Annotated in this window: 15 protein-coding genes; 7 read left to right on the top strand and 8 right to left on the bottom strand. The window is 68.8% G+C overall.

Going from position 1 to position 14,228, the window contains the following annotated elements; genetic code table 11:
- Positions 1–60 precede the first annotated feature (60 nt).
- Positions 61–915 (top strand): RluA family pseudouridine synthase, encoded by an 855-nt coding sequence (locus L2Y94_RS14830; RefSeq protein WP_247375269.1) that lies wholly within the window; start codon positions 61–63, stop codon positions 913–915.
- 26 nt (positions 916–941) lie between these two features.
- On the opposite strand, the gene L2Y94_RS14825 is transcribed toward L2Y94_RS14830, so the two are convergent.
- Together L2Y94_RS14825 and L2Y94_RS14820 are read right to left on the bottom strand one after the other, a co-directional pair.
- On the bottom strand, positions 942–2,321 hold the full coding sequence (locus L2Y94_RS14825) for a CPBP family glutamic-type intramembrane protease (RefSeq protein ID WP_247367926.1): 1,380 nt from the start codon (positions 2,319–2,321) through the stop codon (positions 942–944).
- A gap of 1 nt (position 2,322) precedes the next feature.
- Positions 2,323–2,664: a 4a-hydroxytetrahydrobiopterin dehydratase gene (locus L2Y94_RS14820; RefSeq protein ID WP_247367916.1), complete on the bottom strand. Its 342-nt coding sequence runs from the start codon at positions 2,662–2,664 to the stop codon at positions 2,323–2,325.
- A 139-nt stretch (positions 2,665–2,803) separates the two neighbouring features.
- Between L2Y94_RS14820 and L2Y94_RS14815 the strand changes: the two genes are divergently transcribed.
- Positions 2,804–3,397 (top strand): NfuA family Fe-S biogenesis protein, encoded by a 594-nt coding sequence (locus L2Y94_RS14815; protein ID WP_247367914.1) that lies wholly within the window; start codon positions 2,804–2,806, stop codon positions 3,395–3,397.
- Positions 3,398–3,498: 101 nt separating this feature from the next.
- On the opposite strand, the gene L2Y94_RS14810 is transcribed toward L2Y94_RS14815, so the two are convergent.
- From L2Y94_RS14810 to L2Y94_RS14785, 6 genes are all read right to left on the bottom strand, one after another.
- Complete coding sequence (locus L2Y94_RS14810; RefSeq protein WP_144910066.1) at positions 3,499–3,849, bottom strand: c-type cytochrome; 351 nt, start codon at positions 3,847–3,849, stop codon at positions 3,499–3,501.
- Between the two features lie 18 nt (positions 3,850–3,867).
- Positions 3,868–4,188 carry a c-type cytochrome gene (locus L2Y94_RS14805; protein ID WP_144910068.1) on the bottom strand — a complete coding sequence of 107 codons (321 nt, stop codon included), beginning with the start codon at positions 4,186–4,188 and terminating at the stop codon, positions 3,868–3,870.
- Positions 4,189–4,277: 89 nt separating this feature from the next.
- The gene (locus tag L2Y94_RS14800; RefSeq protein ID WP_247367912.1) at positions 4,278–5,513 is read right to left on the bottom strand and encodes a TraB/GumN family protein; all 1,236 of its coding nucleotides are present in this window, start codon (positions 5,511–5,513) and stop codon (positions 4,278–4,280) included.
- 28 nt (positions 5,514–5,541) lie between these two features.
- On the bottom strand, positions 5,542–6,432 hold the full coding sequence (locus L2Y94_RS14795) for a carbon-nitrogen hydrolase (protein ID WP_247367910.1): 891 nt from the start codon (positions 6,430–6,432) through the stop codon (positions 5,542–5,544).
- Positions 6,433–6,449: 17 nt separating this feature from the next.
- Positions 6,450–7,484 (bottom strand): agmatine deiminase family protein, encoded by a 1,035-nt coding sequence (locus tag L2Y94_RS14790; protein ID WP_247367908.1) that lies wholly within the window; start codon positions 7,482–7,484, stop codon positions 6,450–6,452.
- Positions 7,485–7,566: 82 nt separating this feature from the next.
- Positions 7,567–7,896 (bottom strand): hypothetical protein, encoded by a 330-nt coding sequence (locus L2Y94_RS14785; protein ID WP_247367907.1) that lies wholly within the window; start codon positions 7,894–7,896, stop codon positions 7,567–7,569.
- A 177-nt stretch (positions 7,897–8,073) separates the two neighbouring features.
- Between L2Y94_RS14785 and L2Y94_RS14780 the strand changes: the two genes are divergently transcribed.
- From L2Y94_RS14780 to L2Y94_RS14760, 5 genes are read left to right on the top strand one after another with little or no spacing between them, the layout of a single operon-like run.
- Positions 8,074–9,963: an ABC-F family ATP-binding cassette domain-containing protein gene (locus L2Y94_RS14780; protein WP_247367906.1), complete on the top strand. Its 1,890-nt coding sequence runs from the start codon at positions 8,074–8,076 to the stop codon at positions 9,961–9,963.
- Positions 9,964–9,965: 2 nt separating this feature from the next.
- Entirely contained in the window at positions 9,966–10,895 is a 930-nt protein-coding gene (locus L2Y94_RS14775) for a phosphoglycerate mutase (RefSeq protein ID WP_247367904.1), read from the top strand.
- Positions 10,892–12,601, top strand: a complete 1,710-nt coding sequence (gene recJ / locus L2Y94_RS14770; protein ID WP_247367901.1) for a single-stranded-DNA-specific exonuclease RecJ — start codon at positions 10,892–10,894, stop codon at positions 12,599–12,601. Before L2Y94_RS14775 ends, recJ begins: the two co-directional genes overlap by 4 nt.
- A gap of 19 nt (positions 12,602–12,620) precedes the next feature.
- Complete coding sequence (locus tag L2Y94_RS14765) at positions 12,621–13,595, top strand: multidrug resistance efflux transporter family protein (RefSeq protein ID WP_247367900.1); 975 nt, start codon at positions 12,621–12,623, stop codon at positions 13,593–13,595.
- A gap of 53 nt (positions 13,596–13,648) precedes the next feature.
- Positions 13,649–14,074, top strand: coding sequence for a hypothetical protein (locus L2Y94_RS14760; RefSeq protein WP_247367899.1), 426 nt, complete (start codon positions 13,649–13,651; stop codon positions 14,072–14,074).
- Positions 14,075–14,228 lie beyond the last annotated feature (154 nt).

Here is a 14,228-nt window from a genome sequence, read left to right as displayed (position 1 = left end):
GGTGTTCGCCTGGTCGAAATCGGCCCGGACCGGGACGGCCAGCGCGTGGACAACGCCCTGATGACCCTGCTCAAGGGCGTGCCACGCAGCCTCGTCTACCGCATCCTGCGCACCGGCCAGGTGCGCATCAACGGCAAGCGGGCCAAGCCCGAGACCCGCCTGGCGGCCGGCGATATGTTGCGGATCCCCCCGGTTCGCGTGGCGGAGCGGGAAGAGGGCGTGGCGCCCGCCGGCATGGTCAGGGCGGTGGTCGATTCGGTCATCTTCGAGGACCGGCATTTCCTCGTGATCGACAAGCCGGTGGGCATCGCCGCCCATGGGGGGAGCGGGGTCAGCCATGGCGCCATCGAGCTGCTCCGGGCCGCCCGGCCCAACGACGGCCTGGAACTGGTGCATCGACTGGACCGCGATACCAGCGGCGTCCTGGTGCTGTCCAAATCCCGTTCGGGCCTCACCGGGCTGCAGGCGCTGATCCGCGACAACGAAGTCACCAAACAATACCTCTGCCTCATGACCGGCACGCCGCGCAAGGCGAAGTTCGATGTGAACGCGCCGCTCCTGAAATCGGTGATGCAGGGTGGGGAGCGCATGGTCAGGGTGGACGACGCGGGCAAGCCCTCGCTCACGTTCTTCCAGGAAGTGGAGCAGTACCCTGGCTGTCGCCTGATGCAGGCCACCCTCGGCACGGGCCGCACGCACCAGATACGCGTGCATGCGCAGTACGTCGGCCATCCCCTGGCGGGCGATCCCAAGTACGGCGACGAGGAAGCCAACAAGCGGTTCCGGGCGAAGGGATTGAAGCGGATGTTCCTGCACGCGTCGCGGATGAGCTTCGACCTGGATGGTCGGAATTACGACTTTTCAGCGCCGTTGCCGGATGAATTGAAGGCGTTCCTGGATAATCTGCGAGGTTGATCACGGACAGGGTCCGCCCCACCCGGCTACTGCAGATAGCGGGCGCTGACCTCGAGCGATCGCAATATGCCTCCGGCCAGACCGGCCTGAAGCACCACGGCGGCCGCCGCATGCGCCAGCGCCACCGGCAACAGGGCGCGCCGCTGGAAGAACCACCACGCCCAGCCCAGTTCCGCCACGAAGCACAGCTGCATCAGCAGGCCGTTGGGCGTATGCAGCAGCGCGAAGGCCAGCGCCGTCAGCAGCACGGCCATGGGCCGGGGCAGGGTCCGTGCCAGGATGCCCCCGAACACGGCCAGCAGCAGCCATTGCTGGAAAAGGGCCCAGCCGACGTAGACCAGCATGCGGCCCGGCGACGGCCAGACGGGCGCATGCCCCGCCACCGCGACCAGTCCGATCGCCACCGGTATGGCCAGCAGCGGCCATCCGGCCATGCGCCATGAGCCATAGACCTGCCACGGCGGGATGGCTCGACGCCAGGTGAGGAATGCCGCGTAAGCCACGCCCATGCCGAATATCGCCACGTCGACGGGCGCCGGACGGGTCGATAGACCCATGCCCGCGATGAACCCGAGCGGGCCGACCAGCACGAGCGTGGCATCGCGGAGCCGGGCGGGGCGAGGCTTGCGGAACCGGAGCCCGGCGGCGATCAGCAGGACACCGTAGGTCGCCAGGACGACATCGCGCCGCCACGGGGCGGCGGGCGTCGACGCGGCATCGCCGAACGTGGCGACGGGACGGATGGCGTGTTGACGGTCCCGCCAACGCAGGAGGGCTTCGGTGGAGAGATCCGGGGGTATCGCGAGCCGGGTCGGGTCGTGGCGCGGACCGGAGGATGCCAGCGCGGCGGCGGTCAGAAACAAGGGGGCGCCTGGAGGCAGTCTGGCTTCCAGTCGCAACATGGCCGCGCGTTTCGGCGATGCGGCCGGATGGTTCGCCTCGTCCCGCCAGTCGAGCGAGTCCAGGGCGATGGAGGGCCCGGTCAAGCTGACGGCCGCGCGAAGCAGGGGGCCCTCGAGGGTCTGTCGCACCAGCAGCGCATACCGCCCGGACGCGGGGGCGGTCACCGATAACGTCAGCGTATCGAGTTCGCCGAGATCGGCGGAACGTGCGATGGGAAAGCCTATCTGGACCGGTACGTTGCCACGGGCCGTCACGGCCAGCGCGTGTCCGCGCTCGTCCAGCGTACCGTCGCCGAACACGTGGCCCGCGACGATGTCGTCCGCGCGTTCGAATCGCCAGGCCCACGGCGACGACCCGGCGGCATAGGCGGCCCGGTCGGCAGCCCCTTCGGCGGCCAGCGATGCGCGCACCACCTGGGAACCCAGGCGGGGCAGGCCGACGAACGCCATCGCGGCCAGCACGGCCGCGGCGATCGCGATCCACGTCGAAGGGCGGGGCGGCACGTCAGCGGTCGAGCAGGGCCTCGACGCGTGCGGCGCAGATGAAGTCGTTGAGCGAAAGGCCGCCGACATCGTGGGTGGACCACAGGACCTGGCAATGGCCGTAACCCGCTTCGAGGTCGGGGTGGTGGTCTTCCTGGTTGGCCATGAAGCCCACGGCGTTGATGAAGCCCAGGGTGTGGTGGAAGTCCTTGAAGGAGAAATCCTTCACGATGGCCTTGCCGTCGGTCGTCACGGCCCAGCCCGGGAGCGAGGCCAGGTGGCCGTCGATGGTGGCGCGATCGAGCGCGTGCTCCGCGCCCTTGCGCGGCTGGCAGTGCTGGGTGGCGAGCGGGGAAAGCGGCATGGGTGCGCGTCCGAGGGAGGAAGTCGCGAAGCGTGGCGCGCCACCGGTTGAAATGTCAAAAGTCGGCGCGCATCTCGAAAGCGTACTAAAATGGTGCTGTTTCGGCGCAACACCGCCGGCCCCCTTCCCCGGAGCCCCCATGATCGACATTTCGGAACGCGCGCAGGCGCATTTCCAACGCCTGCTGGCCCAGCAGGACGAGCCTGGCCTGGGCATCCGCCTGCGCGTGGTCTCGGCGGGCACGCCGGCCGCGCAATGCGAGCTGGAATTCTGCGGCCCGGCGGAACTCACCGGCGACGAGTGGACCATCGAATGCCAGGGCTTCAACCTCTACGTCGATGGCGAAAGCATGCGCTGGCTCGACCCGGCCAACATCGACTACGAGATGACGCCAACCGGCAGCCAGCTCAACATCCGCGCGCCGCGCATCAAGGGCGAGGCGCCCGGCGAAGGAGCCGGCCTGGTGGAGCGGGTGCGTTACGTGCTGGAGACGGAGATCGCGCCGCAGATCGCCTCGCACGGCGGGCGCATCTCGCTGGTGGAGGTCACGTCGGACGGCGTGGTGGTGCTGCGCTTCGGCGGCGGCTGCCACGGTTGCGGCATGGTCGACGTCACGTTGAAGAACGGCGTGGAAAAGACGCTGCGCGAGCGTATTCCGGAAGTGACCGAGGTGCGTGACGCCACCGACCACGAGACGGGAGAGGATCCCTACTTCGCACGCAAGGTGGGCTGAGGGGATTCGCGAGATCCCATGCGGACAGGGTCCGCTCCCACTCTCCGGTAGCAAGCCTGCCTACCGAAGGGTGGGAGCGGACCCTGTCCGCGATGGGGGTGTCAATCGCCCTGCACATGACCCTCCAGCCCCGACAATTTCGTCGGCATGCTGGAGAAATACGCGGAAATGTCCTCGATGTCCTGGTCGGACAGCGTGGCGGCGAAGCCCTTCATGATGGCGTTGCCGCGGCGGCCGTCCTTGTACTCGTGCAGCGACTGCGCGAGGTAATCGGAATACTGGCCGGCGAGGCGCGGATACTGCGGATCGACGGCATTGCCGTCCTGCCCATGGCAGGCCACGCAGGTGGCGACCTTCGTCTTGCCCCTGGCGGGATCGCCGGCGGCGGATGCGGCGGTGGTGGCGAGCGCCAGCAGGGCGGCGACGGCAATCAGGGTGAACCCACGGGTCATCGTGTCGTCCTCGGCGGCTTACTTGGCGAGACTGGAGAGATAGGCGGCGATGTCGGCGATCTCGTCGTCGGACATGCTCTGCGCCTGCGCGCCCATGGTGGGGTGCTTGCGCTCGCCATTCTTGTAGGCCTTCAGCGCGTTGACGAGGTATTGCTCGTTCTGGCCCGCGATGTGCGGCACGTGGTAATCGGGATAGGCGTTGGCATAGCCCGGCACGCCGTGGCATCCATGGCAGGTGTAGACCAGCTGCCGCCCCTTGGTTTTGTCCCCTTCGGCATGCGCGGCGGATGCGGCGCACAAAGCTACGACGATCAGACCAATCAGATACGAACGCTTCATCAAGAGTTCCCTGGGTGCCGGGCGGGGCCGGGGTCGAGTATCCGCTGGAGTATAGAAGCGGTACGCGACGACGGACAACTCACCCGGCCTCAGAGGATGATCTTGAGGATATGGATGCCCGCGATGTACTCGCCGGCGATGGTGCCGATGCAGACCAGGAAGAAGTTGAGCAGCGTCCTGGCCACGCGGTTCTTCCACCAGCCGGTCCAGTGGGTGATGTCGTCGCGCAGCCGTTCGAAGTCGCCCACCCGCGGCTTGCGTATCCAGGCCTCGGCCATCGCGCTGATCGCGCCCGAGGGAATGCCGGGACGGAACGGCTTGATCGGCCCCGCCACGAAGGCGGCCACGATGCTCAGGGGATGCGCGCCGGCGATGAGCGCGCCCAGCGCGGACAGGCCGCCGGTGAGCAGTACCCAGTCGAGCAGGGCGTCCTTGCCGAGGCTGGGATTGCGGTAGAAGGCGTAGCCGATGACGGCGAAGATCGCCAGCACGAGGCCCACGGCGATCACCTTGGGCCACTTCGAGGCGGGCGGCGTCACGGCCAGTTCGTCGGCGATGTCGCGCGCATTGCCGTGCTGTTCGGCGAGCTGTGCGCTCATGCCCTTGAGGTGCCCCGCGCCGATGACCACCAGAACCTTGCGCGTCGGCGCGCCGGGATCCATGCGCGCGCCGTTCTCGCGCAGGCGCGCGGCCATGAATTCGTCGCGCTCGGCGATCAACGCCCGGTAGAGCGGCGCCGAGCCCTTGGCGAAATCGCTGAAGGCGCTTTCGAGAAGGTCGGACTGCTTGAGCTTCTCGATGTCTTCCTCGGCGATGTCCTCGCGCTCGAACACGCTGCCGAGCATGCCGGCGAGGAGGCCGAAGCGCTGGAAAAAGCCCACGCTGCGCCATGCCCTCTTGAGCGTGGTGCCGACCTCGCGGTCGACCAGCCACACCGGGGTGCCGCGTGCTTCGGCGCCATCCATCGCGGCCTTCATTTCCGCGCCGGGCTCGATCCCGTACTGCGAGGCGAGGCGTTTCTGGAACGAGCCGAGCACGAGACTGGCCGCGACCATGCCGGCCTTGCCCTGGCGGATGACCTGGAAGAGATCCATCTGCTTGAAGGCTTCCGGGTCGCGGATGCCTTGCGCGCGGCTGGCGCACAGCTCCACCGCCACGGCGTCGAAGTGCTCGCGATCGAGCAGCGCCTCCACGGCCTGCACGCTGGCGCGCGACACGTGCGCCGTGCCGAGGATGACGTATTCCACGCCGTCGCGCGTGACGCGCTCGATGGGTTGGCCTTCCAGCGCGGCGGGCAGGGCGGCGTCGTTCTCGATGGGCATCATGCGCGTGGTGTGTCCTTGGGCGTGGGCGTCAGTCGCGGAAGCGCTTGGTCAGGTCGCCGTAGGCGTCGATGCGGCGATCGCGCAGGAACGGCCAGATGCGGCGAACGTGCTCGCTACGCTCCATGTCGACGTCGCACAGCAGGACTTCCGGCGCGTCGGTGCCGGCCTGGGCGAGAAATTCGCCCTGCGGACCGGCGACGAAGCTCGAACCCCAGAACTGGATGCCCGCGCCGACGTTCGACGGATCGGCCTCGTAACCCGTGCGGTTGCACGCGAGCAGGGGGAGGCCGTTGGCGACGGCGTGGCCGCGCTGCACGGTGATCCACGCCTCGCGCTGGCGGGCCTTTTCCTCATCGCCGTCGTTGGGATCCCAGCCGATGGCGGTGGGGTAGAACAACAGGTCGGCGCCGGCCAGCGCCATCAGGCGGGCCGCTTCCGGATACCACTGGTCCCAGCACACGAGCACGCCGAGCTTGCCCACGGAGGTGCGGATGGGTTCGAAGCCGAGGTCGCCGGGCGTGAAGTAGAACTTCTCGTAGAACGCCGGATCGTCGGGGATGTGCATCTTGCGATACTTGCCGGCGATCTCGCGCGAGCGGTCGAACACCACCGCGGTGTTGTGATAGAGCCCCGTGGCGCGCTTCTCGAAGATCGAGGCGACGACCACCAGCTTGAGTTCCTCGGCGAGCGCGCCGACGCGATCGGTGCCCGGGCCGGGAATCGTCTCGGCGAGGTCGAACACCTCCACGCTCTCGCGCTGGCAGAAGTACGGGCCGTTGTGCAGCTCCTGCAGCAGCACCAGTTCGGCACCGGCCGCGGCGGCCTTGCGCAGGCCGGCTTCGATGGCGTCGAGGTTGGCGTCGCGGCTGCCGTGGTCGATGTCCTGGAGGAGGGCGACCTTGAGGGTCTTGCGGGTCATGTCGTTCTTCCTCGAATTCAATGGGCGATCGCGGCCGGAAGCTGCATGGTGATGCAATGCAGGCTGCCGTTCTGCCAGATCAGCGGACGGCACGGCACCTGCACCACCTCGCGGCCCGGATGGGCCAGGCCGATGACGCGCGCGGCGTCGGCGTCGACGCGATCGCCATACGCGGGCACCAGCACCGCGCCGTTGACGATCAGGTAGTTGGCGTAGGACGCCGCGAGGCGGCGACCTTCGTCGATGATCGGCTGGGCCCAGGGCAACGGGTGCAACACGTACGGCTCGCCTTCCGGCGTACGCAATGCGGCGAGTTCGGCGGCCATGCGGCCCAGTTCGCCGAAGTGCGGATCGCTGGCGTCGTCGCAGGCCTGGTAGACGATGCCGCCGTCCGGGCTGAAGCGCGCGAGGGTGTCGATATGGGCGTCGGTGTCGTCGCCTTCAAGGTAGCCGTTGTCCAGCCACAGCACGCGGTCGGCGTGCAGGGTGGTGGCGAGCGTCCCGGTCATCGACTCGCGGGTGAGCGTGGGATGGCGCTGCACCAGGCACTTCCAGGTGGTGAGGATGGTGCCCTTGCCGTCGCTCTCGATGCCGCCGCCTTCCAGCGCCCAGTCGATGCGCTTGTGCGGCAGGCCCGAAAGCACGCCGCGCTGGAGCAGGCCGGCGATGATCGCGTCGTCCTGCTCGGCGCCGAACTTGCCGCCCCAGCCGGTGAAGCGGTAATCGTTGAGCAGCACGCCGTTCGGGCCGGTGAGCGTGATCGGTCCGGAATCGCGCAGCCAGGTGTCGTCGTAGGGCAGCTCGATGAAGTGCAGGCGCGACATGTCGGCACCCGCCTGTTCGGCCAGCGACCGGGCGCGCTCGCGCAGCTCGGCGTCGGCCACGATGACGTGCAGCGGTTCGAAGCGGGTGACCGCCGCCGCGAGGGCCACGTAGGTGGTTTCCACCTCGGCCAGGCGGTCGGCCCAGTCGGTGCCCGCATGCGGCCAGGCGATGAGTACGCCGGCCTGCGGCTCCCATTCGGCGGGCAGGCGGTAGGAGGTGTCGGTCATGGTCGGCTAGGGGGCTTGGAGGAAGCCCACTAGTGTAAGGCTTCCGGGTGACCTGCGCCCGGTGACCCCCATCGCGGAGCGATCACCTCGGATTCGAGGGATCCTTGTTGTTCCCGGCCGGCGTATTGAGCACCGTGTGAATGACCCGGCTGCGCTCGAAATAGACGATGTACCCCGGATACATCCAGCGATTGATCACCGGCTGCCGGCGGCTGCCGCCGCCGCGGGCGTCGAGCTTCGACGTGGGTGCGCCGAAGCGCTTCTCCACCTCGGCCATGGTCATGCCCTTGGCGGGCAGGTTCATGCCCTTTTCCTGTTGCACGCGATGCACGAGGAGGTCGTCGCCGGCGTGGACGGACGAGGCGGCCGCCGCCAGCGCGAGCGCGAGGAAAACAGGCTTGAAAGTGTGCATATCGGCTCCGTTGCGCTCCCCATGCGGCGCAGGACGCCGTTGTAGCAGATCGCCCCCTGGCACGCCACGGGAGCCGCGCGGCGGCCTTCACGGCTGTGTGCTGCGTCGCGTTTCGGGCGACGGGGGCATGGCCGGGCGGCTATCATGCGCAGTCGCCTACACGCCTGACCTCACGCCATGATCTCGTTCCGCAACCTCGCCCTGCGCCGGGGCAGCCGCACGCTGCTGTCGCAGATGGACCTCACCATCCAGACCGGCTGGAGCCTGGGCGTCATCGGCCGCAACGGCTGCGGCAAGTCCACGCTGTTCGCGGCGCTCAAGGGCGAACTCGAGCCCGAGGTGGGCGATCTGGACATGCCCTCGAAGGTGCGCCTGGCCTCGGTGGCGCAGGAAACCCCCGCCTTGCCCGACCCCGCCATCGAGTACGTGCTCGGCGGCGACGTGGAGGTGGCCGCCGCGCTCAAGGCCGAACAGGACGCCTACCTCGCGGAAAACCACGAAGCCGTGGCCGCCGCGCACCATCGCATCGAGGAACTCAACGGCTACGACGCGCGCTCGCGCGCCGGCCGCCTGATGCACGGCCTGGGTTTCAGCCCCGAAACGCACGAGCAGCCGGTGGCCTCGTTCTCCGGCGGCTGGCGCGTTCGCCTGAACCTCGCCCGCGCGCTGATGGCACCGTCCGACCTCCTGCTGCTCGACGAGCCCACCAACCACCTCGACCTCGATGCCGTGCTCTGGCTGGAGGAATGGCTGCGCCGCTACCAGGGCACCCTGCTGATCATTTCGCACGACCGCGAATTCCTCGACGGCGTGATCTCGCACACGATGCACCTGCATGACGGTACGGCGAAGCCCTACACGGGCAACTACACGCAGTTCGAGCGCCAGCGCGCCGAGCACCTGCGCCAGCAGCAGATCGCGCATGAGCGCGAGCAGGCCGAGCGCGCGCACCTGCAGTCCTTCATCGACCGCTTCAAGGCGAAGGCCAGCAAGGCCAAGCAGGCGCAGTCGCGCATGAAGCGGCTGGAGAAGATGGCCGGCACCGAGGCCGTGCGCGCCGAACGTTCTTTCAGCTTCTCCTTCCCCGCGCCTGAGCGCCTGCCCACCTCGATGCTCCAACTCGACCACATCGATGCGGGCTACGGATCGCACGTGGTGCTGCGCGACGTGGCCTTTGGCCTGGAGTCCGGCGACCGCATCGGCCTGCTCGGGCCCAACGGCGCGGGCAAGTCCACCATGGTGAAGTCGCTGGTGGGCGACCTTGCGCCGATGACGGGCGAACGCGGTTTCCACAAGGACACGAAGATCGGTTACTTCGCCCAGCACACCGTGGAAAGCCTCATCGAGGGCTCCAGTCCCTTCGACCATCTCCAGCAGAAAGCCCCTAACGCAGGCGCGCAGGTGCTGCGCGATTACCTCGGCACCTGGAATTTCCCCGGCGATCGTGCCTTCGAACCCGTGGACGCGTTCTCCGGCGGCGAGCGCGCCCGCCTGGCGCTCGCGCTGATCGCGTGGGACAAGCCCAACCTGCTGCTGCTCGACGAGCCCACCAACCATCTCGACCTCGACATGCGCGAAGCGCTGGCCGATGCGCTGGCCGCGTTCGACGGCGCGCTGGTGCTGGTGTCGCACGATCGCCACCTGCTCGGCATGGTCTGCGACGAGTTCTGGCGCGTGGCCGACGGCAAGGTCGAGCCCTTCGACGGCGATCTCGACGACTACGCGAAGTGGCTGCGCAGCCGTGCCACCACGCGCAAGACCGCCGCCGTGGCCTCCGCCGCGCCGGAAGCGCCCATCCAGGCGTCGGCGAAAGAAAAGCGCAAGCTCAGCGCCGAAGAGCGCGAAAAGGAAAAGCCGCTGCGCGCGCGGGTGAAGAAGATCGAATCGCTCATCGCCGACATGGACAAGGAGCTGACGTCCATCGAGACCAAGCTCGCCGATCCCGCCGTGTACGAGGGCTCCACCGCCGAACTGATGCGGCTGGGCCAGCGCCAGACGGCATTGCGCGGCGAGAAGGAAGCCCTCGAGATCGAATGGCTCGAGATCCTCGAGAAGATCGAGGCCTGACGATGACGCGCGTGCTCAACCTCCTGCTTCCCGGACGCGACAAGCTCGCCGTCGTCGCGGACTTCGCCGGGTGGATCGCGCGCGGCACCGAGCTTCCCGTCGCCAGGCCAGGTTACCTGCATGCGTTGGCCGAACACTTCCGCTGGCCTGGCGGCCCGCTGCCTGCCGCGGCACTGATTCGCCAGGCGGTGGCCGGGGATGCGGGCGACGTGCTTTGGGTGTGCGCCGATCCTGCCTGGGTACAGCCCGAACTCAACGGCGCGCGCCTGCTCGGTTGCGGCAACCTCGCCGTAAGCGCCGACGACGCCACCGCGATGGTGTCGGCCTTGCGCGACACCTTCGACGAACAAGGCATGAGCCTGCTCGTCGGCGATCCGCAGCATTGGCAACTGCGCGTGCCGGGGAATCTGCCCGTACCCGCGTTTCCCGATCCGGAAGAAGCGCTCGGCGCCGACCTCTTCGAACAACTGCCGCAAGGGGAGGAAGGACGCCGCTGGCGCGCGCTGCTCAACGAGGCGCAGGTGGTGCTGCACCACCTGCCGCAGAACGCCGAACGCATGCGCGACGGCCTTCCGCCGGTGAACAGCGTCTGGTTGTGGGGCGCGGGCGCGATGCCCGAATGGGTGGAGTGCGGGCAAGGCCGCATCTACAGCGACGACCTGCTGGTGTGGGCGCTGGGTCAGAAGGCCGGCGTGGACGTGCAGCCCCGCCCGGTGGCCCGTGGCGTGCCCACCGACGGGGTGGGCGCGGCGGACGTGCCGTTCACCTTGCTGGATCTGCAAGACGTGCAGCCCACCGCGTTCGATCGCGACTGGTGGCCCTGGCTGCGCGGGCGCCTCGAATCCGGCGACGAGCTGCGCCTCTCTTTCGCCGACGGCCGCCGCATGGTGCTGCGCAAGCGCCACCGCCTGCGCTTCTGGCGCAAGCCATGACCGTGAAGGTCTGGCGCCGCCGCGTCGCCGCCGATGCTCCCAGCGGCTGGCCCGGGCACGTGCATCCGGTGGTCCAGCGTCTCTACGCGGCACGCGGGGTGAGCACGCCCGACGGCGCCGAACACAAGCTGGCGCACATGCTGGCGCCCAGCTTGCTCGGCGGCATGGATCGCGCGGTGGCGTTGCTGATGCGGGCGATCGACGAGGACTGGCGCATCGTGGTCGCCGGCGACTACGACTGCGATGGCGCCACCGGCACGGCGGTGGCCGTTCGAGGCCTGGGGTTGCTCGGCGCGAAACATGTGAGCCACGTGGTGCCGAACCGGTTCATCCATGGCTACGGCCTGGGCGAAGCCTTGGTCGCATCGCTGGATCCCGCGCCCGATCTCATCGTCACGGTCGACAACGGCGTGGCGAGCGTGGCTGGCGTGGCGGCGGCCCGCGCGCGCGGCATCCGCGTGCTGGTGACCGACCATCACCTGCCCGGCGAGGTGCTGCCCGACGCCGATGCCATGGTGAATCCCAACCTGTCCGGCGACGGTTTTCCGAGCAAGGCGCTGGCGGGCGTGGGCGTGATGTTCTACCTCCTGCTCGGCCTGCGCGCGGCGATGCGCGAGGCCGGTCGCTTCGCCCAAGAGACCCCCGATCTGGGCGTGCTTCTCGACCTCGTCGCGCTGGGCACCGTCGCCGACCTGGTGCCGCTGGATTTCAACAATCGCGTGCTCGTCGAGGCGGGCCTGAAGCGCATGCGTGCCGGACGCGCCTGCGCGGGCATCGTGGCCCTGGTCGAGGCGAGCAACCGCTCGGTGTCTTCCGTGGCCGCCACGGACCTCGCCTTCGCCATCGGGCCACGCCTCAACGCGGCCGGCCGACTGGAAGACATGTCGCTCGGCGTGGCCTGCCTGCTGACCGACGACGTCCATATCGCGCGGCGGTACGCGGAGCAGCTGTCGGCCATCAACCAGGAACGTCGCGAAGTGCAGGCCGGCATGGTCGACGAAGCCGAGCGCATGGTGGCGAAAGCCGCGCACGTGGACGCGGTGGGCGTGGCGTTGTTCGATCCCGGCTGGCATGCCGGCGTGGTCGGACTGGTGGCGTCCAAGCTCAAGGAAAAACTGCATCGCCCCGTGCTGGCGTTCGCGCCGGCCGGCGACGAGAGCGACGAATTGCGCGGTTCGGCACGGTCGATTCCCGGCTTCCATATCCGCGACGCGCTGGCGGAAATCGATGCGCGGCATCCCGGCCTCGTGTTGCGCTTCGGCGGTCACGCGATGGCGGCCGGCCTGAGCCTCAGGGCGAGCGACTTCGCCCGTTTCGCCGCCGCGTTCGACATGGTGGCCCGCGCGCACCTCGACGACGAGCGCCTGCAGGCCTGCATCCATACCGACGGTGAGCTCGACTACCGCGACCACACGCTCGACCTCGCGCGGCAGCTTCGCCATGCCGGGCCGTGGGGGCAGGGTTTCCCGCCGCCGCTGTTCGAGAACGTGTTCGAGTGCGCGTCGTGGAAACCGATGGGCACGCGCCACCTTCGCCTGCAATTGCGCCACACGCAGGGCGGCGTACCGCTCGATGCGGTGATGTTCGGTTGCTACGACGGCACGCCGCCGCCGCAGCGGTTTCGCGCGGCGTATGAGTTGACGGTCAACGACTGGCAGGGCAGGGAGAGCGTGCGCTTGTTGCTCACGCATCTCGAACCCGTCTGAGCTCTGGCATAGTCCGCCCATGCCATCCAACGCCACCAAAGCCGTCGCCATCGCGCTCCTCTCCGCGCTGTTCTTCACCCTCACCTACGTGCTCAACCGCGCCGTGGTCAGCGGCGGCGGCCATTGGCAGTGGGCGGTGATCCTGCGTTACCTCCTCACCTTGCCGTTGCTCGCGATCGTGTTGCCGTTCCAGGGCGGCCTGGGCGAACTGCCGCGCGAACTGCGTACCCATCCACGCACGTGGCTCGCGTGGAGCGGCGTCGGTTTCGTGCTGTTCGGCGTGCCGTTGACGTGGGCAGCCAGCAGCGGTCCGTCGTGGCTGGTGGCGGGAAGCTTCCAGACCACCGTGCTCGCCGGCCCGTTGCTCGCGCCGTTCATCTATCGCGACGAACGCGCGCGCTGGCACGGCGGCGTATTGGCGATCGGCGCCCTGATCGTCGCCGGCGTGCTGTTGCTTCAGTTCGGCCACGCGCACGGCGCACTCGACGCGTCGGCCTGGCTGGCGGTGGCCGCCGTGGTCTTCGCGGCGTTCGCGTATCCCCTGGGCAACCGGATGATCCTCCTGCACCTGGAGCGCACCGGCACGCGGTTGGGCGCCGTGCAGCGCGTGTTCGGCATGACGCTGTCGAGCTGGCCTTTCTGGTGGGTGCTGGCGGTCGTGTCGTGGATCGTGGCGGGGCCACCTTCGTGGCGCGAGGTGATGCTGGCCGGCGGGGTGGCCCTGTCGTCGGGCGTGATTGCCACCGTGCTGTTCTTCCATGCCACCGAGCGGGTGGGGCGGCAGCCGACCGCGCTGGCCGCGGTGGAGGCGATGCAGGCGGCCGAGCTGCTGTTCGCCACGGCGATCGGCGTCGTCTTTCTCGGTGAATCGTTTCCGGGCCCGTTGGCCGCGTGCGGCGCGGTGGCGATCGTGGCGGGCATCGTCGCGTTCGCCTGGGCGAGTGGCCGCGAATCGGTGCCTGACCCCGCGGTAAGCGCCGATCGCGGCGCCTGACGGCGCGTGGCGAGATCGGCGTAGGCTGGAGAGACCGTCAAGGGAGGTTTCTCATGAAGACCCTCGTTCTCGCGCTGCTCGTCGGCCTTCCCCTGTCCCAACAGGCGCCGCCTGGGATGCACCGTTCGCCCGCTCCGGAGGCGCAACCCATGCGCCGCTTCGCCTGGCACGATGCCGCCGCCGGTTACACCTTCACCGGACCGCCGCGATGGGCGGGCGTGGTGCAGGCCGTGCCGTTGGAATCGGGGCATGGGGTGAGGTTCGTCGCCGACGGCAAAACGGTGCTGACGCTGCGCAGCGGGGACGACGCGCAGGCGAAGGTGCGGGAAGGGGCGGGGGAGCGGGAGTTGTCGAGGCGGGACGGGCGGGTGGTGACGGTCCAGATGGGGGACGCCGCGGGGGCGTTGGCTTTGTCGGACGAGGAAATGGCGTCCGCGGTCCAATGGGATGGGGGTGGGTCTGCGGAGGCCGACCGTTAAGTCACCCAGGCGTGCCTGGCTTCGTGGGTTCGCCGATACGATCGGCTCCCACCCCTTCGGTAGCAAGCGTTCGGCGACCATAGGGGTGGGAGCCGATCGTATCGGCGAATCGGGCTGGCGATGATTCGCCGGACATATCGAACCGGACGTTTCG

The organism is Luteibacter aegosomatis, from assembly GCF_023078455.1.
Classification (GTDB): domain Bacteria; phylum Pseudomonadota; class Gammaproteobacteria; order Xanthomonadales; family Rhodanobacteraceae; genus Luteibacter; species Luteibacter aegosomatis.
Note: the sequence above shows the minus strand (reverse complement) of the source record. Positions and strands in the feature narration are given on the sequence as shown.